The organism is Bacillus sp. FSL K6-1106, from assembly GCF_038005245.1.
GTDB classification, from domain to species: Bacteria; Bacillota; Bacilli; order Bacillales; family Bacillaceae; genus Bacillus; species Bacillus altitudinis.
This window is the reverse complement of the sequence record NZ_JBBOSV010000001.1, coordinates 2574906-2595131: the sequence shown is the minus strand read 5'-3', so window position 1 is coordinate 2595131 and position 20226 is coordinate 2574906. Positions and strand designations below refer to the sequence as shown.

Below are 20226 nucleotides of genomic sequence, written 5' to 3'. Positions count from 1 at the left end.
ATACGATATTTCAAGAAATCTCTTGTTTCTGGAGATAGAATGTACCTGTCGGAATGGATGCCCATTTTGGTGTATTGTGGTCGAGCCTAATGACGACAACCGTCATATCGTCATCGATTTGACCTGCTCTTGTGCGAATGACCTCCTCCATTAATAAATCAGCAATCTCTTGCGGATCTTCTGTTTTAAAGCTCTTCATTTTTCGTTTGACCCACAAATCATGATTTTCGATATGCTTTGGTCCTTCAAAGATACCGTCGCTCATCATGATAAGGAGATCTCCTGCCTTCATCTGTTCACTCACCACTTCTACTTCGAATTCATCAATAATGCCAATAGGCAAGTTGCTGGCCTGTACCTTCATCACTTGATCACCACGTTTAATAAAACTTGGGGTGGAGCCAATCTTGAGGAACTTACAGCTCGCATCCTGTAAATCAATGATGGATAAGTCTAATGTGGAATAGACTTCATCTGTTGTCCGTAAAGATAAAATGCTATTAATCGTTTTAATCGCTACTTTTTCATCAATACCAGACGCCAAGATTTTTTCTAACAGCTTGATCGTTTCATTGCTTTCAAAATGGGCTCTTGCTCCATTTCCCATCCCATCACTAATAGCTGCGGCATATTTACCTGCACCCAGCTCCATCATGCTGTAGCTGTCTCCAGATACTAATCCTCCGCCTTTCGCTGCATGTGCTACACCTGTAGACACTCGATACGATTTTGCAGAACCGAATACAACATGACAATAACCTGTTGGATGCTCCGCACACTGCTCTGCTTTGACTAAAACTTGTTCTTCTAAAATATCCGAGAGCATTGGAGCAATGATTTTTTCGCATTCCCCATGACCTTGGCAATAGGGAATTCTCATCTCTATATCAACATTTCCCTGTTCTAAGCTATAAATTTCAACTTGCTGAATTTCAATTCCAAAGTTCTGAAGTGCTTCTATCATCTGCTCTTCCTGAATAAAATGCTGCTCTCTTTCTCGTTTTATTTCCCGGGAAAAATCCTCCATGACTTGTGAGACACCCATCAGTTGTTCGGCGACAAGGCGCCTGCTGTCTTGGACCTTTTTCTTTAAGGTCTGATTTGCTTTATAGTAAGCTATCTCCTCTTCAATCAATTCTTCTACATGCTTTGATTTTGAGCAGTGCTGACTGAATTTCTTTTTCAACTTCCGGTTATGCTCGTACGTTTTTTCATCAGATTCATGCATAACTTGTTTCATGAGTTCATAGGTTGTATCAAAGTTCTGCACCCAGCATTTATTTTTCTTATAGCACGTTTGACAGGAACGTTCTGTGATCGTACTTAAAAAAAGATCTACATCCTCTTCCTGCTTCTTCTCCTCAGGAATGGATTCGTAAAATGTCGCAAAACTCTCAGACAGCGCATGAAATACATTAGAGAATTGATCTACCTTTTTTGCTGTCACGTCTCGTACTTTTCTGGCATATTGCTGCTGTTCCTGTACATGCTCTACCGTACCAGGAATATATTTTGCCACCTTGGACGTTACTGACTGTGGCGTGAGCAAAAACAGTGCAACTGCGATGAGTGATTCATATAGCGTGGTCATCAGCCCTGCTGACCCTTCACCGTAGAGGGAGATTAGTAAAGAACCCACAATCAAGCCGATGGCGGCTCCTGCTTTTTTCCCCTCTTTTAGTAATCCGCCTAATAAGCCCGAAAAGGCAAGCAGACTCATCTGATAAAGGTTGCCGATGTTGGCGAGACCAAGAATTAATCCAGTTACAACACCCACTGTACAACCAATACTCGCTCCTCCAATAAAGGCAAAGCTCAGCACTACATATCGTGACAAAATATGCTCTGCCTGCATTCCTTGAAATGTGATCCCAGCCAGACCTGTTAAAACTGAAGCGATTAATATCATAAAGCAAATAATTTCTTCAACCTTTAAAGAGTGTTTGATTTTCCTGACTGTAAATATCGGCAAACTTTGAAGAAAAATCAGTGTCAAAATGAAGGCAAGTCCAGCTTCAACCCCTGCCATCACATAGTCATAGCTTTGAACCGCACCCTGCTCGAGGTATACAAAAGCTCCCCTTGTCATCAGCATTGAGAGCACAATCACAACCGGTAATGTTTTCACTGGGTCTTTGATGATAAATGAAACGACCTTTGACATGAGGAGGAACACGATCAATGACGCAAACACGAATAATGCATTTTGAGGTGATATCGTCATCGCTCCAGCGAGTAAAGCAAGACAAGCAAGCATCGCTTTATCCCTTTTAATGAGCAGCATGGACCCAAAGAAAGGCAATGCAAACGGCATAATTTCAGATAAGATAAAGGCTCGTCCCAATAAAAAGCCCAGAACAACATAAATAAACCCTTTATAGAAAAAAAGAGAATGCGTATGATGAAGAAACAGGTTTTTCATCTTTTTTAACCCTGCACTGATTCTTTCAAACCCGGCTCCCGTTAAATCAGTTCTTCTTTCTAGTTTTTCCATCTTTTCATCCCCCACCTGATATTCGTTGCTTGTCATTATAGCGAAGGTGAAAAAGAAATTTTGTCAAAAGAAGTTGTCGTTTCCATAAAACGTTCGACGCTTTATTTGCCAAAAAGGCATACTTTCTTGAAAGTCGATGTCTTTCATCAGAATTTTACGAAAGCACAAAAAACAGCTTTCCTATAGAAAGCTGTTTGGAAGATGACCCGTACGGGATTCGAACCCGTGTTACCGCCGTGAAAGGGCGGTGTCTTAACCGCTTGACCAACGGGCCTTGCTTATTGTTCTTTTTAAAAGGATAGCGGCGGAGGGGATCGAACCCCCGACCTCACGGGTATGAACCGTACGCTCTAGCCAGCTGAGCTACACCGCCATAATGTAAAATGCGCTAAGAAGCACAAGAACTATAATACAAAGGATTCGCTTGTCCGTCAATAGAAAGTTTTAAATTAAATGGCGAAATCACAAAAAACGTTGAATTTGTATTGAAAAAAAGCACCCGCTAAACAGCAGGTGCTTTGTTGTGAAAGATATATAGAAAGCAGCAACAAGTTAACCTCTTCTTGCTCCGCGTCCCCCACGTTTTGATTCCGTGTTACGTTTTAAAGATGTTAAGCGGTCTTCACTATCTTTTAAGAATTTGTTCATTTTTTGCTCAAACGATTCCTTCGGACGGAAATCATTTCTGCTCGGTCTTGATTGTTGTTGTTGAGGACGATCTTTTGCTTTTTTAATGGACAAGCCGATTTTACCGTCTTTTTCAACGTTAATCACTTTCACTTCAACTTGTTCACCGACTTTTAAATGCTCATTAATATCTTTTACATAGTTATCGGCTACCTCACTGATATGAACGAGACCAGTTGAACCGCCTGGCAACTCCACAAAAGCTCCAAAATTTGTAATGCCCGTAACTTTCCCTTGTAACTTGCTGCCAACTTCAATCGACATAAAAAAAGTGCTCCTCCTTAGACTTATAAAAAAATCTCATTTGTTCAATTATACATAAACTGAATTTTAAGTGTCAACAAGGCTAATCGCTCTTATTGCCCACATCAAAGATTTTTTCGCCTTTTTTAGACATATAATAGTCCCGTCTTGCCAGTTCGAGTACGTATTCTTTGCTTTTCAGCTTTTTGATTTCATCAGAAATATCTTCCTGCTTTGTTTGTAATTGCTTCAATTCTTTTTCAAGCGCAACCTTCTTCTCTTCTTTTTCTTTCAATGCAGACGATTGCGACCAGAGGGCACTTGTTACCAAAACAGCAAACATGAGCACAATGACTCCAAACACGGTAAGCCTTCTAAGGAGTCCCCGGCGTTTGCGTTTTAGGCGCTGCGCTTGCTGTTCCATTTGTTTTTGATAATCATTTTGAATTTGTGCGATATTTCTTTTTCTCTCGTTCAAGGATGAAGGCCTCCTCTCTTACTTTGTCCAGAATTGTTTCCATTTCGTTTTCATGGTACGAGATACTTTCTTGATCCCTTGTAAAATTCCTGCTCCTTTTGAGAAAAACAACCTCATTGATGTTCGCCATTTTTCGGGAATTCGATGAATAATGGTTATATTGAGTAACCAAATAAGCGGATAACAAACAATATACAGCACCTTCCACACTAGTCGAAACGCAAAACGAACAAGGCGTAAGAGCGAGTGGAACAAGAACAGAAGAGCACTTATGATCAAACCAACGATCCAGCGAATGGGCTGGAAAACCATCGACATGATCAGCCTTTTCAGGACGAGAACAGTCTGATAAATACACCTCATCACAAACTTGAGGATGTTCATATACAGCTGTTTCATCAATGCCTGGTACATCGAGAAACCTAAAGCAACAGCTAGAAAAATATAAAGCCTGAATTCTCCCTCATTGGTCAGCAGCAGGACATAAAAGAATAAGAGACCCTGCACCACCCAAAAAAGGAGGTCGTGAATGACCAGCAGCCATTTTGCTGTTTTTTCACGGTTCACAAACAGCTTGTACGTATCCAGCGATGCGCCCAGCCAGATGCCCATCGCCGCCATCGAAAGCATCGTATAAAACTGGACCGTCAGTGTCATTTAAACAGCTTGCTAAAAAATCCTTTAGCTTTCTCCCCGTGCTGCTCATCTACATAGATTAAGTCAAAGACACGCCCTTTAATGGACACAACGCCCTTTTCTACATCTAAGTTTTTCATTTGCAGATTTTCTCCGCGAATGGCGAGGACTCCCATGACAGTCTCAAGCAGAAATTCTTCATTATCAAAGCTCTCGACTTGTTTGACCCCGGTAATATCTAAATGCTTTCTGTTGCGCATTGTGACATGATGCTCGGCTTCTGATGACAACTTCGTGCCTTGAGGTTGATTATAATATTGATTCATTTATACATCCCCCATATCTCATACTTGCATTGTTACTGCATTGTATGTGACAGGCGGGACATTTAGAACAAGCCCTATTCTGCTGTTTTCTCTTCTTTTAGCACGGTATACATGCCAGCAGCTTCTTCTTTTTTCGTTGTGTCTTTTAACTCGTTGACTTGAACAGTCACAAGCTTTTGGCCGAAGCGAATTTGAAGCTCGTCCCCTTCTTTCACGTCAGAGCTGGCTTTCGCCTGCGTGCCATTAATGGAAATTCTCCCTTGATCGGCTACTTCTTTTGCCAATGTTCTTCTTTTGATTAAACGAGACACTTTTAAGAATTTATCTAGTCTCATGTATGTTCACCTCTTTCTATGCGTTTGGCATCGTTCCACAGATCGTCCATTTCTTCTAGGGTCAAGTCCTCTAGTGAACGCCCTATGTCCTTTGCTTTTTGTTCAATATGCTGAAAGCGCCGCATAAATTTTGTGTTTGCAGAAGAGAGGGCGGTTTCAGGCTCTAGGTGATAAAATCTGCCGATGTTGACGAGAACAAATAAAAGATCCCCAAATTCATCCTTCATCTGCTTTGTTGCACCTTCATCCGTTTTCTCTGCCACTTCCACAAGGAATTCCTGCTTTTCCTCTTCGTATTTGTTCCAAATATCCTCTACTTCTGTCCAATCGAAGCCCACTTTCGCTGCTTTCTTTTGGAGCTTATAAGCTTTTGTTAAAGCTGGAAGTGTCGTTGGAATGGATTGCAAAATAGATGCTGCACGCTCCGGTTTTTCCTGCTGCTTGATTTTTTCCCAGTTGGCGACGACATCTGATGCTTCAGACACATCCGTATCACCAAACACATGCGGATGTCGTCGAATCATTTTTTCTGTGACATGCTGGATGACGTCATCCATTGAGAAGTAACCATCATCTTCACCAATTTGAGCATGGAGTAAAACTTGAAGCAGTACATCTCCGAGTTCTTCAACCATATGATCTGGATCGTCTTCATCTATGGCTTCCAGCAGCTCATAACATTCTTCAATTAAATATGGTTTGAGCGACTCATTCGTTTGTTTTTGATCCCAAGGACAGCCGCCAGGACCTCTTAATGTACGAATGACTTCACGGAAAGTGTCAAATTGTTGATAGAGTAGCTTTTCATCTTGGATTGGAGGCACATAAACACTCGTTAAGTTATTTATCGACACATCTCGATCAAGTTCAAATAAAGGAACACCTGTAATCTGTTCCTGACTGCTTCCCGCTGCCGTTACGATAAAGACTTCATAATCGTCAGGTAGCTTTTCCATGAGGGTCAGCTTCACATTCGAGGCTGTCATCTGATCATATACTTGACAGATCAGCACATGCTGGGTCAACTTCAGATCATCCGCTCTCATATCCCCTGCGTCAACGAATTGCAGCCCTTCAATTGGGTCAATCTGTAAGGAATTAAACGTCGCATCCAAAAAGCTTTGTCCACCAGCCACGTACACCTCAACCCCGCGCTCCTTCTGTTGTGAAACAAGAAGTTGCACTGTCTTTTCCGCTACAAACGGGTGACCTGGTACTGCATACACAATATCTTTCTCATCAGCCTCTCGGAAGAGAATGTCTGTGATTTCCTCATACACTGCATCAAACTGATCATGCTTTTCATATATCTCATCAAAAAAGGTCAGAGACGGGACCTCCTGCATCAATTCTGCGGTGAGTGGATGATCCTGCGTTCTCATGTATACTTCTTTCGCCTGCTTCAGCTGCTTATATACACCGAGCGTCAGCTGATCCATGTCGCCTGCCCCAAGACCAACGACTGTAATCTTACCTGCCATTTCGATTCCCTCTCATCTGTTTAAAATATAAAATCTTTTCTCCTAATGGAATGAGTCTCCATTCCTCTTCCGTAAATACGTCTAGCTTAAGAATACTATATAAAAAGGCGAAACCACCAATAAAAACTGAAGTCAGGCTCTCTAAAACAGAAAACGGACGTTTCTCAAAGGGAATGACCCAAGAAAACAATGCCTGATATCCAATTAAAACAACGGCCATGAATGCTGCTGATAAAAGAATTTTCACTGGGAATAGCTCTCTTATTGAAATCCACCCTTTATGCTTCAAATACACCGCATTGAGCGCAGCGGCGGCGAGAAACCCACAAACAGTCGACCAAGCAGCTCCATAAATGCCGAATAACGGGACAAGAGCCAGCGTCAGCCCCCATTTCATTAACACACTGATCAGGACCACAACAGCCGGGTACACGGTATGTCCCAGACCCTGAAGCAAAGCGGTTTGCGTAATCGCCATTGATGTAAAGGCAATGGATATGCAAAATATTTGCAACGCATCTGTCCCTAAGTCATTACGAAAAAGCATAATGTTCACAGACGATAAAATACATATAAGCCCGACAGCTGAACCAATCCCCAGCACCGATGTTGCCTTAAACGATGTACGTACTTTTTCACGAATTGCTTCATGCTGCCCTTTTCTTAAGGCCGACGACAAAAACGGAACAAGAGACGTCCCGATACTAATTGCAAACACCGTCCCGAGCTGCAGGAACGGCTGACCTCGGTCATATACGCCTTTTGCCGCCTTTGCAGCTGCTTCACTCAGTCCCTCACTGCGCAGTAGCGCATACAAGTGAAAAGCATCGATCATTTGCATCCATAGGATCAGCAATCCACTCACACAAATCGTCAATGTATACAGCACCAAACTCTTCAGCACATCTTTTTTCCGCAGTGTAGCCTGTTTTAATGTCTTGCTCGCTGACAACCGCTTCCGATAGGTCAGCCAAAGGAAAAGAAGCAAAAGGAGTGAAGCAGCACTTCCAGCTATAGAAGAGAACACCGCACCCGCTCCTGTTTCATAAAGCGAATAGCCATGTCTCACAAAATAGAAAGATAAAACAAGCAGGACGCCTACTCTGATGAGCTGCTCAGCCAATTGAGAGACCGCAGTGGGGAGCATCAGCCCATCACTCTGAAAAACACCCCTCAGCATCACGGTAAGCGGCAGAAATAGAAACACAAACGAACTCATCTGGATGAGAAGCATTAATTGACTGTCTGCCATGAGATTCGCAATTGTGCCTGCTCCTATATATAAACAAAGAAATAAGACCAAGCTCAGCAAAGTGATATACACCAAGGATACCTTTGTAATGATTCGGCGATTCTCCGCACCATGCTCGCTCAGGAGCTTGGACACCATCACAGGAAAACCAGTGGTGCCGAGCATGATCGCAATGCCAAGAAAGGGATAGACCTGCTGATAAATATAAAAACCTGTGTCTCCTACGATATTTTGAAAAGGGACACGATATACGGCACTCAGTACCTTTGATAACAAGCCTGCGATGGTTAAAATCACCGCACCTTGGAAAAGCCAATGCGGCTGATTCACAGCATTTTTCATGGGTGACTCCTTTATGTTCAATCAAAAAATATACCTGCATTTAAACGCACTCATTATATCATATGTGACTGGCAAGCCGTTTCTTTCTAAGGAGTAGACGATACATTCATTATTTTGTTTCATCCCATATAAAAAACGCCGACAAAATCAGATGATTTCATCGGCATTCTTTCTTTTTATCAAGATGATATAGAATTATTAGACCTAATGTTCCATTTGACGGGCTAAGAAGCCAGCTGCCGTTTCTGCCGCTTTATGCTCCACTTCTCCCATTGAACGCTCTTTAGAAAATAAAACGACGGCGCCAATTGGATCTCCGTTTGCAACAATAGGTGCAATGGTATAAGCTGATACATCATCATCAATACCATCCACAAGCTGAATTTCTTTCTTGCTGTCCTCTAATACAGAATTACGCTGATCCATTGTTCGTTCAAGTAAATCACTAATGGATTTGTTTAAGTACTCTTTTTTTGAACTGCCGGATACTGCAATATACGTATCACGATCACAGATGAGGATAGAATGACCCAAACTGTCGAATAAAGCATCAGCATATTCCTTCGCAAAGTCTCCTAGCTCACTAATCGGTGAATACTTCTTCAAAATGACTTCTCCATCGCGGTCGACAAAAATCTCAAGTGGATCTCCTTCCCGGATGCGCAATGTTCTGCGAATCTCCTTCGGTATAACCACTCTACCTAGATCATCGATGCGGCGTACAATTCCAGTTGCTTTCATTCACTGCTGCCTCTCTTTCGTTTGATGATGTGTTGGGTGAATGGAACAAAAGCGTCCACTTTATGCAACATTCACCACTTGACCCTGAGATTAGTATCTGTCACATCAAACGTAATATACACGAGAGACCAACAAAATTTTATGAAGATGGAATGGTTTCTTTTTTCACATCTTGAAGACCTCGAAGCATACGAAGAACGACTTCAAGCCACTCCTCCGTTTTCTTGCCTTTTGTTTGGACAGAAATAATCAGCTTGCTGCCTTCCATGCCAAGACCGATATCACGTCCATATTGACTGCCAAGCTCAAATAATTTTTGACCATCGATGTCGCTGCTAGCTTTTTCATCGAGAGTAAGTCTGACAATGCCTTTCTCCATCTTGATCAACTCGACACGTTCCTGCACAGCGTACACCTTCATCGTCGCAATCGTGAACAAATCAGCCACTTCTTGCGGATATTCTCCGAATCGGTCAATCATTTCATCTTGAAGCTCTTTCCGCTCTTCTATTGATCCAATCGCTCTAAACTGTTTATACATCTCGATCTTTTGTTTGCCATCAGAAATATAGCTATCTGGAATGTAGGCATCAATTTGGAGATCAATTTCTGGCTCAAATTTTTCTTGAGCAGTCGTATCGCCTCTTCTTTCTTCAATGGCTTCTTTCAGCATTTGAGAGTAAAGGTCGAATCCAACAGAATCAATAAATCCATGTTGCTGTGCACCAAGTAAGTTCCCTGCTCCTCGAATCGTTAAGTCACGCATCGCAATTTTAAAGCCTGACCCAAGCTCAGTGAATTCTTTAATAGCTTGAAGTCTTTTCTCAGCTACTTCAGAAAGCACTTTATCTTTTCGATAAGTGAAATAAGCATAGGCCACACGATTCGAGCGCCCAACTCGTCCTCTTAACTGGTACAGCTGCGAAAGCCCCATTTTATCAGCATCGTGAACAATGAGCGTGTTCACATTTGGTATGTCTACGCCCGTTTCGATAATGGTTGTACTGACGAGTACATCCGATTCACCTTCTAGGAAATTAATCATCACGGATTCCAGCTCGTTCTCACTCATTTTCCCGTGTGCGTAGCTTACTTTTGCGTCTGGAACAAGCATCGAGATTTCATCTGCTTTTCGTTCAATATCCTCCACTCGGTTATAAAGGAAGTACACTTGACCTCCTCTTGCCAGTTCTCGCTCAATGGCTTCTCTAACTAACGCACCATTGTACTCGACAACATAGGTTTGAACTGGGAAACGGTTCTCAGGTGGCGTTTCAATAACAGATAAGTCACGTACGCCAAGCATCGACATATGAAGCGTACGAGGAATTGGCGTTGCCGTTAACGTCAGCACATCAATATTGGCTTTCATTTGTTTAATTTTCTCTTTATGCGTCACACCGAAGCGCTGCTCTTCATCGATAATTAACAGTCCTAAATCCTTGTACACAATGTCTTTTGAAAGAAGACGATGCGTCCCAATGACCATATCAATCGTTCCGTTTTTCAGCCCTTTTAAGGTTTCTGTTGTTTCTTTTCGTGTACGGAAGCGGCTAAGCTGAGCGATTTTAACAGGATAGTCTTGGAATCTGTCCATAATCGTGTCAAAATGCTGCTGCGCTAAGATCGTTGTTGGTACAAGCAGTGCCACCTGCTTCCCGTCGGCAATAGCTTTGAAGGCCGCTCGAATCGCCACCTCTGTTTTTCCATAGCCCACATCTCCACAAAGCAGACGATCCATCGGGCGCTCCCGCTCCATGTCTTGCTTGATTTCATGAATCGAGCGAATTTGATCATCTGTTTCTTGGTAAGGGAATGCCGATTCAAACTGGCGCTGCATCTCATGGTCAGGCGAGAAGGCATACCCTTTGCTTGCTTCACGTTCTGCGTACAGCTTAATCAGATCATCTGCAATGTCCTGCACAGATGATTCTACTTTTTTCTTCACGCGTTTCCAGTCGCTGCCGCCTAGTTTGTATAGCTTTGGTTCTTTTCCTTCTGACCCTACATACTTCTGCACCTGATCAATTTGTTCAACAGGGACATAAAGCTTGTCGCTTCCTTGATAATGAATATTTAAATAATCTTTATGAATGCCGCCAATTTCAAGCGTTTCAATTCCTAAATACTTACCGATCCCGTGGTTAATGTGCACCACATAATCGCCCACTTGCAGCTCTGAATAGCTTTTGATTCGCTCTGCGTTCGTCAGCTTTTGCTTACGTGCCTGCTTCTTCACACGTTTCTTGAAAAGTTCACCCTCTGTAATGACAGCAATTTTGGATAAAGGCAGTTCAAAACCTGTTTGCAGCTCACCTTGTAAAATATATACTTGCCCGCTGACAAGCTCAGCATCAGGTTTAGCAAGAGCTGCTTCAATGTCATAATCATGCAAGACAGATGACAGCTTCTCTGTCCGCTCTTCATCCGCACCTAAAAAGACAACCGTATAATTCTGCTTTTTATAGCGTTCAATTTCACTTGCAAGCACATTCATCTGCCCATGGAAATTCTGCATTTGCTTACTAGATACATTGACGATATTTTGCGGATTGGTCTGCTGAACATGTCTCAAAAATAAGGAATAGTACAGAATCGATCTCGATTGCTGATTGAACAGCTCTTGAAATGGGAAGGAAAGGGCTAGATCATGCAGGATATTCCCTTCTTCCAGCAGACTAATTGTCCAATCTGCTTCTTCCTGTTCAAGCTGTTCTTCCATCTCCTGAATTCTGCTGATTTCATCTAGAATGATTATCGTATCCTGCGATGTATAATCTAGCAAACTAGCAGGCTTTTCATAGAAATAGGACAGATACTTCGTCATTTCTTGTGTCACAATACCTTCTAGCAGCTTCTCACGATCAGCAGAAATATTCTGATGGAGCAGTTCTTTTTGTTTATCCGAGTTGAATTTCTTTAAGCTACTGGCAAGACCTTCGTCAAGCTGTTCAATCGCTCTCACTCGTTCAGGCCCTCTTACAATCAGCTCTTTCGCCGGGCCAATCTTGATTTCTTGAAGTGTTTCCAATGAACGCTGCGTGTCAGAGTGGAAGGACCGAATAGAATCCACTTCTGTATCAAACAGCTCAATACGGATCGGGTGGTCTTCCGTTAACGCATAAATGTCAATGATGCCTCCGCGCACACTAAAGTCTCCGGGCGCAGCGACCATGGACGTCCGGTCATAACCGATTTGCACGAGTTGTTTTGAAAACGCCTCCAAATCAATTTCTTCACCAACCTTTAAATGGATCTGACTCTCCTTCCAGAGCTCAACAGGAGGAAGCATTCTACGCACTGCAGCTGCTGGGGTCACGACAATCGGATTTTCTCCATTCGCGAGACGATTCAATACATCAAGACGCTGCGCTCTAAGCTCCGGGCTTGCCACAGCAATTTCAGATGCAATGAGTTCATTGACAGGATAAAGAAGGACCGAGCGATCTGGCATCACACTTGCTAGATCATCTGTGACTTTCTGCGCTTGATATAAGTTGTGTGTCACAATAAACATCGGCCGCTTTAATTCGTCTGATATGGCGGCTGTAAATAAAGATCTGACGGAGCCTGATAGTCCGGCGAGCAGTTGTTCTTTTAAACCTTCCTTTAGCCCATTAAAAATGGACTGAAAATCATCACTTTGTTTGATAAATGATTGTATATTTTTCATTTGGCTCCTCCTCCCTGCTTGTTTAAAACAGAAAAACGCTTTGGTCTATTATCTACACCAAAGCTTTTTATTGAATAAAGGTATGATACTGATGGTAATCAGGATTTCTTTCGAGCGCCTCTTGGCAATCCTCACAAATGGTTTGTACATGTAAATCACCATTTTCCCTATAAGAAATCATATCGTTTCTTTCCTCATTTGTTAAGTGATGAAATCCAAGTGCTTCACTTTGGACAGCGGATTCATCTAGACTGCCAACCTTTACACCACAGTGCCGGCAGTAATAGTGCAAAGCCATACGTGATCCTCCCATGCTGAGATTTTATGATCAGTATGTGCTTTGCTTATCATTCTTATACCTTCTTGTTAAAATCATTCATCACTTCTAAAAATGGCTTTGTTAAAGCCGCTTCACAAGCTTCAACAGATGATTGAATAGCAGATGAGATATCAGGCTGTTCTTCCTCTGAGAAGCGTCCTAGTACGTAATCGACGACCTTCATGCCGTTTTGTGGACGGCCGATGCCGATACGGAATCGGTCAAACTCTGGTGAACCTAAATGCTGAATCAACGATTTGATTCCGTTATGTCCGCCTGCACTTCCTTTAGTACGCAAACGAATCCGGCCCGTTGGCAAATCAAGATCATCATAGATGACCTTCAAATGTTCAAGGGGAATATCATAGTAATCCATCAGCGGACGCACACATTCCCCTGATAAGTTCATATATGTAAGAGGCTTCACAAGTAGAACCTTTTGCCCCGAAACAAACCCAGTTCCATATTGTCCATGGAATTTTGATTGATTTAATGGGATGTCCCATTTTTTTGATAGTTCATCTATTGTCATAAACCCGACGTTATGTCTTGTTTTTTCATATTCTTTTCCTGGATTACCCAATCCAACGAACGCAATCATGAAACCAATAACCTCCTTTGTCGCACATGCACACGCCTAAAAAATGAGCCAATGTGATTGCCTCATGCAAAACGTATGAATTCTTTTCATTCTAGCACAAAAGACGTAACCGCGGGAGGGTTACGTCTCTAATTGACCAGTTATTCTTCGCTGTCATCTTTTTCTTTAATGGCCTCAGGCTCTTGCGTTTCCTCTTCACTATCTGGCTCTGGAACCTCTGATTGCTGAGGCGGTAAGATCGAAGCAACAACTTCTTCTGGATCATTATTAATTTGATACGTAGACTGAACAGACAGATCACCAACTGTTAGTACGTCATTTACTTCTAAGTTTGTAATATCAGCTTCAATATTTTGTGGGATATCCTTTGGTTTTGCTGTAATGGATAGCTCAAATAGTGGCTGCTGAAGCACACCGCCATCCTTTACACCTTTGGATTCACCAATGAGTTGTACAGGTACATCTGCGTCAATTTCTCGCTGTAAGTCGACCACTTGGAAATCAGCGTGGACAAGCTCATTTTTCAACGGATCTGTTTGCAGTTCTGTTACCATCACAGATTTTGTTTCACCGCCAACGTCTAATGTGATGATTGTGTTTTTTCCTTCATCACGTAATGTCTTTAATAAATCAATACTGTCTAATGAAACAGCCAGATTGTCTGTATTTTTTCCGTATATGACACCAGGAACGTGTCCTGAATGACGGATTTTTTGCAGTGTGGAACGTTTGAAATCAGTTCTTTTATTTGCTTTTAAAGTTGCCATATTCAGCACCATCCTATTTCTTTTTTGTCACTACTTTCATAAATACCCATAACTGAATCATTTTAAACATGTTTGTCTTTCATTTATCACAGCAAAAAGACCCCAAGCTGATGCCTAGGGCCTTTTCCAATCAGAAAATTAGCTGAAAAGGTAGCTCACAGATTCTTCTTCATGTACACGGATGATGGCTTCTGCAAGCAAAGGCCCAACTGAAAGCGGAATGAATTTTCCAACTTTCTTGTCATCTGTTAAGTGAATACTGTTTGTCACAACTAATTCTTTAATTTTAGAGTTTGTAATACGTTCTACTGCTGGTCCAGACAATACTGGGTGAGTACAACAAGCATAGACTTCAGCCGCTCCATTTTCCACAAGTGCATTTGCAGCAAGTGTAATCGTACCAGCTGTATCAATGATATCATCGATGAGAATCGCCGTTTTGCCTTCAATGTTCCCAATGATGTTCATCACTTCAGCCACGTTCGGCTTCGGACGACGTTTGTCGATAATTGCGATTGGTGCTTTCAGGCGGTCCGCCATTTTGCGCGCACGCGTAACACCACCGTGGTCAGGAGACACAACAACGATATCATTCAAGTTTTTCTGTTCAAAATAGTTTGTTAAGATTGGCACAGCCATTAAGTTATCGATTGGAATATCAAAGAAACCTTGGATTTGCGGCGCATGAAGGTCAAGTGCGATGACACGTGTAGCACCTGCTGTTTCAAGTAAGTTCGCAAAAAGCTTCGCCGTGATTGGCTCACGAGGTTTCGCCTTACGATCTTGACGTGCATATCCGTAATAAGGGATGACAATATTGACCGTTTTCGCAGAAGCGCGTTTTAGTGCATCTACCATAATGAGTAGCTCCATTATGTGCTCATTGACTGGCGCACTAGTAGATTGAATAACATAACAATCACAGCCACGGATACTTTCTTCAATATTGATTTGGACTTCACCGTCACTAAAACGTTTAACAGAGCTCTTTCCTACATCAACTCCGATACGATCGGCAATTTCTTTGGCAAGTTCAGGGTTTGAATTCAAAGAGAATATCTTTAAATTCGCATCAGCATAACGATTAGACATGGTAAACCTCCGGGTATTTGGATTATTTTTTATGAATATTTTTCACATAATCTTCTTTATTGACTTGTCTTGCTCTAGCAATAGACAATGCATCCTGCGGTACATCTTCTGTAACCGTTGAACCGGCTGCAACATATGCCCCTTTTCCGACAGTGACTGGTGCAACGAGATTTGAATTGCAGCCAATAAATGCGCCATCTTCAATCTTCGTTAAGAATTTGTTCTTCCCATCATAATTAACTGTAATGGATCCACAACCAAGGTTTACATCCGCTCCGACCTCTGCATCTCCAATATAGCTGAGATGAGACGCTTTGCTTCGGTCACCGAAAACTGTTTTCTTGATTTCGACAAAATTTCCGATCTTCACTTCATCGCCAATTTTCGACAACGGGCGAATATGAGCAAACGGTCCAATTGTCACATCTACCCCAACTTCACTATCACAGACAACAGACTGCTTAATGACTGTCCGATCTCCAATTACGCTATCAACAATTTCAGTGTTCGGACCGATTGTGGCATCTGCACCAATCTTTACATTCCCTTTGATGACCGTCCCAGGATAAATCATTGTATCTTCACCGATGACTGCATAGGGCGAGATATACGTGTTCTCAGGATCAATCAAGGTTACACCATTCTTCATATGCTGATGATTAATACGTCGCTTCATGAATTGCTCTGCTTGTGATAGAGCGATACGATCATTGACTCCAAGTGTTTCTTCAAAATGTGGTGTTTGATACGCTGCAACCGTCTGTCCTTCATTCTTTAGAATTTCAATGACATCCGGCAAATAGTATTCACCTTGTGCATTTTCATTTGACACTTGCTCAATCACACGGAAGAGATCTTCATTTGAAAAGCAATAGGTCCCAGTATTAATTTCATTCACTTGACGTTCAGCATCATTTGCATCTTTATGCTCGACGATTTTTACTACAGCACCTGTTTCATCACGAATAATACGTCCATAACCTGTTGGATCATCCGCGTGTGCTGTCAAAATCGTAACTTTCGCTTGTTGTTTTTGATGCTCGCTTAACATGGCTTCCATTGTTTCCGCTGTCAATAATGGTGTATCTCCACAAATGACAATGGTTGTTCCCTTTTCCTGCGCGAGGAACGATTTAGCTTGTTTGATGGCATGTGCTGTTCCCAGCTGTTCTTCTTGAAGTGCATATTCACTTCTGTCCCCAAGCTGATTCTTGACGTCCTCTGCTCCATGACCGACAATCGTCACAAGCTTGGCTAAAGATAGCTTTAACGCTTGATCTGCCACATGCTCGACCATTGGCTTTCCGCAAACTGGATGAAGTACTTTGTATAACTTTGACTTCATTCTTGTTCCTTTTCCCGCTGCTAAAATCACTGCGAACCGCTTATCCATTGATTGGCCTCCAATATCCCTATTATCCATAGAAAAATATATCCTAAATAAGGACTGATTTCAAGGATACAAGAGGAAGTGCATTAATTTTCTAATGAACGGGAGACATAAGGAACAAGAGAAAAAACGCAAAAAAGACAGCATTTAAAAGAAAACATTCATTTTCTCTTAAAGCTGTCTTTTTAGGTTCACATATCTTTAAGAAGCTCCAGCTTCTTCATATTCAATTGTCTCTTCCTCTTCGCCTAAGCGATGATACTCATTTAAAACAGCATCTTGGATTTTACCCCGAGTGCTTGAATTAATTGGATGTGCAATGTCGCGAAACTCTCCATCAGGCGTACGTTTGCTAGGCATTGCAACAAACAAGCCATTGTTTCCATCAATCACACGAATATCATGAACAACAAATTCGTGGTCCAGCGTGATGGATGCAATCGCCCTCATGCGACCATCGGTATTCACGCGGCGTAATCTTACGTCAGTAACTTCCACAGTAGTTCACCACCTTTTCCCAATATAAAAGCATTAATTAGGTATTCAACGATTGTGGTGATTCTCCTGCTCTTTTTTTAAACTTTTTTTGAAATATCGGGATATTTATACATTTTTTGTCATTTTAATGACGGCGCTTACATCGGTTGCGTGAAAAAAGACATCATGACGATGCCTTTTCATACATATAATGAAACCAAACGGTCTCCAAAGAGATGGCCTGTTTATTTCACTAATGCCACAACTTCAATTTCTACAAGTGCATCTTTTGGAAGTCTGGCTACTTCTACACATGAACGAGCTGGCTTATGTGTATGGAAGTATTCACCGTACACTTCATTCACTTCAGCGAATTGTTCCATATCTTTAATGAAAACCGTTGCTTTCACGACTGTTTCAAAGGAAGCACCCGCTGCTTCAAGGACGGCTTTAAGATTATGAAACACTTGATGTGTTTGTTCTTTAATATCTCCATTCACAAAATCTCCAGCTGGCGTTAACGGAATCTGCCCTGAGCTGTAAAACATGTTATTGACGATAATCCCTTGAGAGTAAGGTCCAATGGCTGCTGGCGCGTTTTTGGTTTGAACAACTTTTGTCATATCAATCTCTCCCATTCAAATACATGTTTGATCAAAGCTTAAGCTTTCGAATGAAAAAACTCGTGGAAATTACCTTCATTAATCTCAATGATTTTCTGCTTCATATCAATGGTTGAAAGCTTTAAAAGTGATACATATTCATCGACAAGACGTTCATCTACGCCTTCATCTTCTAATAAAACGCCGATCCCTGCAACATTTGCATTAAATTCCTCTAGAAGATTCATCATGCCATTAATGGTTCCGCCTGCTTTCATAAAGTCATCAATAATCAACACATTGGATCCTTTATCTAAGCTCCGCTTTGCAAGTGACATGGTTTGAATTCGGTTAGAAGAACCTGATGCATAATTAATACTCACAGTTGATCCTTCAGTTACCTTATTATCTTTTCTAACGATCACAACAGGCACATTTAAATAACCTGCAACAGAATAGGCAATCGGAATACCTTTCGTCGCAACAGTCATGACAACATCAATCGGTCGATCCGAAAAAATGGTCGCAAAAAGCTTACCGATTTTCGCAAGAATCGATGGATTGCCTAAAACATCAGTTAAATATAAATAACCGCCAGGAAGCACACGTTCAGGAGTTGATAATGCCTCTCCGATATCGTTGACGACTTCGTCTGCTTCTTTCAGATGAATCTTTGGAATATATTTCACTCCGCCAGCAGCACCAGGTACAGTAAGTAAAGTCCCTATTCCCTGCTGTTCGAAGGTCTGTTTGATAATCGTTAAGTCTTCACTAATAGAGGACTTCGCAGATTGATATCGCTCTGCAAAAAAAGTTAAAGGTACTAGTACGTGCGGGTGGGTTAACAAATAATTTGTTAAGTCCACCAATCTGCCGCTTCGACGAAACTTCATGAACTTACCCCCAGAACCCGAATAATTTATGAATAATATAACTTAATATACGGATTTAATCAAGGGTATTTTGTTCGCCGATCATGCGGACAGCGTAAACCTGATCACAAAATCCTCTCAGTCCGTTATATATTCTTTGTACCTTCGATTCATATTGAATCAAGCCAAATACAGTTGGCCCGCTGCCGCTCATTAATACAGCATCTGCTCCGAAACGCTTCATCTGTCTCTTAATCATATCGACTTCTGGATACATCTTTAATGTCACAGATTCCAACACGTTACCGAGTGAGCCGCACATCTCTTTATAATCTTTCGCTTCAATTGCTTCAATCATACGCTGTACATTTGGGTGTTCTACTTTGCTTGCGTCATATTGTCTGTAGACCTCAGCTGTAGATACCCCAATCACCGGCTTCGCTAAAATCACCCAGCAATGCGGCGGTGTCGCAATATGCTTTAGTTTCTCTCCACGTCCTGTCGCTAGCGCTGTCCCTCCGTGTACACAAAAAGAGACATCTGAGCCGATCTCCGCTCCAAGCTCAGCTAGTTCATCTAACGTGAGATTTAACTTCCACAAACGGTTTAAGCCGCGAAGCGCTGCTGCGGCATCACTGCTGCCTCCAGCTAAACCTGCTGCGACGGGAATTGCTTTTGTGATGACAATCGATACGCCTTTTTGAATACCGAATCTTGTTTTTAATAATTTAGCTGCCTGATAAGCCAAATTCCGTTGATCATCTGGCACAAAACGATTATGAGATGATACACGGATTTCGTCTTTGTCCAGCTCCGTCAGCTCTAGTCGATCTGCAAGATCTATTGTTGTCATCACCATCTCCACTTCGTGATATCCATCCGGTCTTTTTCCATGAACATCAAGTGAGAGATTAATTTTTGCCGGTGCTTTTTCTAAAATACGCAAACATTTCACCTACTTCTCCATCTAAACATAAGTATCAATATTGTATCACATTTGATGGATCTGATGAATATTGGCTTTTGCCCCCAGCACACTCACTTTTTCAAGCAAAAAAGACCAGAGACACCCGAGGTATCCCTGATCATTTCTTTATCGTTGATTCTCTCCTTGAGCCATGTGCTGTTGAGCTAATTCAATGGCACGTTTGACCATATTTCCTGCGTCACGCGCACGAATCTCTCCCCAGCCTCCATTTTTGACGGTATCATAAAATCCAAGATCCTTCGCCAGCTCATATTTGAACTCATCTGACATAATGCCTCGGCGTCTACCCAAACGAAACAGCCCCTTTGGTCGAGAATTCGAATCATCGCCACTCATTTGTGACTTTCTTATTTTGCATCGATTCCTGCCTTTTACCCCTTTCAAATAATGGACAGCCTCCCATACAGAAAAAAGGCAAAACAAAAAGCAG

At 42.0% G+C, this 20226-nt stretch carries 20 protein-coding genes and 2 tRNA genes; all 22 read right to left on the bottom strand.

Annotation, left to right across the window (positions count from 1 at the left end):
• Positions 1–10 precede the first annotated feature (10 nt).
• The 22 genes from spoIIE to MHI20_RS13400 all read right to left on the bottom strand — a co-directional run bounded on the left by spoIIE (position 11) and on the right by MHI20_RS13400 (position 20087).
• Positions 11–2494, bottom strand: a complete 2484-nt coding sequence (spoIIE, locus tag MHI20_RS13505; protein WP_024719363.1) for a stage II sporulation protein E — start codon at positions 2492–2494, stop codon at positions 11–13.
• A gap of 202 nt (positions 2495–2696) precedes the next feature.
• A tRNA-Glu gene (locus MHI20_RS13500) sits at positions 2697–2768 on the bottom strand.
• A gap of 25 nt (positions 2769–2793) precedes the next feature.
• Positions 2794–2867 (bottom strand) — tRNA-Met (locus tag MHI20_RS13495).
• Positions 2868–3046: 179 nt separating this feature from the next.
• Positions 3047–3445, bottom strand: a complete 399-nt coding sequence (locus MHI20_RS13490) for a S1 domain-containing RNA-binding protein (protein ID WP_003217901.1) — start codon at positions 3443–3445, stop codon at positions 3047–3049.
• An 82-nt stretch (positions 3446–3527) separates the two neighbouring features.
• Positions 3528–3902: an FtsB family cell division protein gene (locus MHI20_RS13485; RefSeq protein ID WP_007496186.1), complete on the bottom strand. Its 375-nt coding sequence runs from the start codon at positions 3900–3902 to the stop codon at positions 3528–3530.
• Positions 3903–3920: 18 nt separating this feature from the next.
• Positions 3921–4559 carry a spore cortex biosynthesis protein YabQ gene (gene yabQ / locus MHI20_RS13480; RefSeq protein ID WP_268412919.1) on the bottom strand — a complete coding sequence of 213 codons (639 nt, stop codon included), beginning with the start codon at positions 4557–4559 and terminating at the stop codon, positions 3921–3923.
• Positions 4556–4864 (bottom strand): sporulation protein YabP, encoded by a 309-nt coding sequence (yabP, locus tag MHI20_RS13475; RefSeq protein ID WP_007496190.1) that lies wholly within the window; start codon positions 4862–4864, stop codon positions 4556–4558. The genes yabQ and yabP overlap by 4 nt, the downstream gene beginning before the upstream one ends.
• Positions 4865–4938: 74 nt before the next feature.
• Entirely contained in the window at positions 4939–5199 is a 261-nt protein-coding gene (locus tag MHI20_RS13470) for an RNA-binding S4 domain-containing protein (RefSeq protein ID WP_008341839.1), read from the bottom strand.
• Positions 5196–6680, bottom strand: coding sequence for a nucleoside triphosphate pyrophosphohydrolase (gene mazG / locus MHI20_RS13465; RefSeq protein WP_340938936.1), 1485 nt, complete (start codon positions 6678–6680; stop codon positions 5196–5198). Before mazG ends, MHI20_RS13470 begins: the two co-directional genes overlap by 4 nt.
• Positions 6670–8274, bottom strand: coding sequence for a putative polysaccharide biosynthesis protein (locus MHI20_RS13460; protein WP_340938934.1), 1605 nt, complete (start codon positions 8272–8274; stop codon positions 6670–6672). Before MHI20_RS13460 ends, mazG begins: the two co-directional genes overlap by 11 nt.
• Positions 8275–8478: 204 nt before the next feature.
• On the bottom strand, positions 8479–9015 hold the full coding sequence (gene spoVT, locus MHI20_RS13455) for a stage V sporulation protein T (RefSeq protein WP_007496196.1): 537 nt from the start codon (positions 9013–9015) through the stop codon (positions 8479–8481).
• A gap of 139 nt (positions 9016–9154) precedes the next feature.
• Positions 9155–12688, bottom strand: a complete 3534-nt coding sequence (mfd, locus tag MHI20_RS13450; protein ID WP_019743557.1) for a transcription-repair coupling factor — start codon at positions 12686–12688, stop codon at positions 9155–9157.
• A gap of 67 nt (positions 12689–12755) precedes the next feature.
• Positions 12756–12986, bottom strand: a complete 231-nt coding sequence (locus tag MHI20_RS13445) for an anti-sigma-F factor Fin family protein (RefSeq protein ID WP_003217967.1) — start codon at positions 12984–12986, stop codon at positions 12756–12758.
• A 55-nt stretch (positions 12987–13041) separates the two neighbouring features.
• Complete coding sequence (pth, locus tag MHI20_RS13440) at positions 13042–13608, bottom strand: aminoacyl-tRNA hydrolase (protein ID WP_024719358.1); 567 nt, start codon at positions 13606–13608, stop codon at positions 13042–13044.
• Between the two features lie 140 nt (positions 13609–13748).
• Entirely contained in the window at positions 13749–14375 is a 627-nt protein-coding gene (locus tag MHI20_RS13435) for a 50S ribosomal protein L25/general stress protein Ctc (protein WP_008341853.1), read from the bottom strand.
• Positions 14376–14513: 138 nt separating this feature from the next.
• Positions 14514–15467, bottom strand: coding sequence for a ribose-phosphate diphosphokinase (locus MHI20_RS13430; protein ID WP_003217907.1), 954 nt, complete (start codon positions 15465–15467; stop codon positions 14514–14516).
• A 22-nt stretch (positions 15468–15489) separates the two neighbouring features.
• Positions 15490–16860: a bifunctional UDP-N-acetylglucosamine diphosphorylase/glucosamine-1-phosphate N-acetyltransferase GlmU gene (gene glmU, locus MHI20_RS13425; RefSeq protein ID WP_340938929.1), complete on the bottom strand. Its 1371-nt coding sequence runs from the start codon at positions 16858–16860 to the stop codon at positions 15490–15492.
• 198 nt (positions 16861–17058) lie between these two features.
• Positions 17059–17355 (bottom strand): septation regulator SpoVG, encoded by a 297-nt coding sequence (gene spoVG, locus MHI20_RS13420; protein ID WP_008357439.1) that lies wholly within the window; start codon positions 17353–17355, stop codon positions 17059–17061.
• A gap of 224 nt (positions 17356–17579) precedes the next feature.
• Positions 17580–17957 carry a 2-iminobutanoate/2-iminopropanoate deaminase gene (ridA, locus tag MHI20_RS13415; RefSeq protein ID WP_008341860.1) on the bottom strand — a complete coding sequence of 126 codons (378 nt, stop codon included), beginning with the start codon at positions 17955–17957 and terminating at the stop codon, positions 17580–17582.
• Between the two features lie 38 nt (positions 17958–17995).
• The gene (gene purR / locus MHI20_RS13410; protein ID WP_007496210.1) at positions 17996–18829 is read right to left on the bottom strand and encodes a pur operon repressor; all 834 of its coding nucleotides are present in this window, start codon (positions 18827–18829) and stop codon (positions 17996–17998) included.
• A 55-nt stretch (positions 18830–18884) separates the two neighbouring features.
• Positions 18885–19754 (bottom strand): 4-(cytidine 5'-diphospho)-2-C-methyl-D-erythritol kinase, encoded by an 870-nt coding sequence (gene ispE / locus MHI20_RS13405; RefSeq protein WP_017359321.1) that lies wholly within the window; start codon positions 19752–19754, stop codon positions 18885–18887.
• Between the two features lie 147 nt (positions 19755–19901).
• The gene (locus tag MHI20_RS13400) at positions 19902–20087 is read right to left on the bottom strand and encodes a small, acid-soluble spore protein, alpha/beta type (RefSeq protein WP_285529734.1); all 186 of its coding nucleotides are present in this window, start codon (positions 20085–20087) and stop codon (positions 19902–19904) included.
• Positions 20088–20226: the final 139 nt, after the last annotated feature.

What these genes read in the sequence shown, in the direction of transcription:
- purR (WP_007496210.1), bottom strand. Translation starts at nt 18,829, where the DNA reads ATGAAGTTTCGTCGAAGCGGCAGATTGGTGGACTTAACAAATTATTTG.
- MHI20_RS13460 (WP_340938934.1), bottom strand. Translation starts at nt 8,274, where the DNA reads ATGAAAAATGCTGTGAATCAGCCGCATTGGCTTTTCCAAGGTGCGGTG.
- spoIIE (WP_024719363.1), bottom strand. Translation starts at nt 2,494, where the DNA reads ATGGAAAAACTAGAAAGAAGAACTGATTTAACGGGAGCCGGGTTTGAA.
- MHI20_RS13435 (WP_008341853.1), bottom strand. Translation starts at nt 14,375, where the DNA reads ATGGCAACTTTAAAAGCAAATAAAAGAACTGATTTCAAACGTTCCACA.
- MHI20_RS13490 (WP_003217901.1), bottom strand. Translation starts at nt 3,445, where the DNA reads ATGTCGATTGAAGTTGGCAGCAAGTTACAAGGGAAAGTTACGGGCATT.
- glmU (WP_340938929.1), bottom strand. Translation starts at nt 16,860, where the DNA reads ATGGATAAGCGGTTCGCAGTGATTTTAGCAGCGGGAAAAGGAACAAGA.
- pth (WP_024719358.1), bottom strand. Translation starts at nt 13,608, where the DNA reads ATGATTGCGTTCGTTGGATTGGGTAATCCAGGAAAAGAATATGAAAAA.
- MHI20_RS13430 (WP_003217907.1), bottom strand. Translation starts at nt 15,467, where the DNA reads ATGTCTAATCGTTATGCTGATGCGAATTTAAAGATATTCTCTTTGAAT.
- yabQ (WP_268412919.1), bottom strand. Translation starts at nt 4,559, where the DNA reads ATGACACTGACGGTCCAGTTTTATACGATGCTTTCGATGGCGGCGATG.
- yabP (WP_007496190.1), bottom strand. Translation starts at nt 4,864, where the DNA reads ATGAATCAATATTATAATCAACCTCAAGGCACGAAGTTGTCATCAGAA.
- spoVT (WP_007496196.1), bottom strand. Translation starts at nt 9,015, where the DNA reads ATGAAAGCAACTGGAATTGTACGCCGCATCGATGATCTAGGTAGAGTG.
- MHI20_RS13445 (WP_003217967.1), bottom strand. Translation starts at nt 12,986, where the DNA reads ATGGCTTTGCACTATTACTGCCGGCACTGTGGTGTAAAGGTTGGCAGT.
- MHI20_RS13470 (WP_008341839.1), bottom strand. Translation starts at nt 5,199, where the DNA reads ATGAGACTAGATAAATTCTTAAAAGTGTCTCGTTTAATCAAAAGAAGA.
- ridA (WP_008341860.1), bottom strand. Translation starts at nt 17,957, where the DNA reads ATGACAAAAGTTGTTCAAACCAAAAACGCGCCAGCAGCCATTGGACCT.
- mfd (WP_019743557.1), bottom strand. Translation starts at nt 12,688, where the DNA reads ATGAAAAATATACAATCATTTATCAAACAAAGTGATGATTTTCAGTCC.
- mazG (WP_340938936.1), bottom strand. Translation starts at nt 6,680, where the DNA reads ATGGCAGGTAAGATTACAGTCGTTGGTCTTGGGGCAGGCGACATGGAT.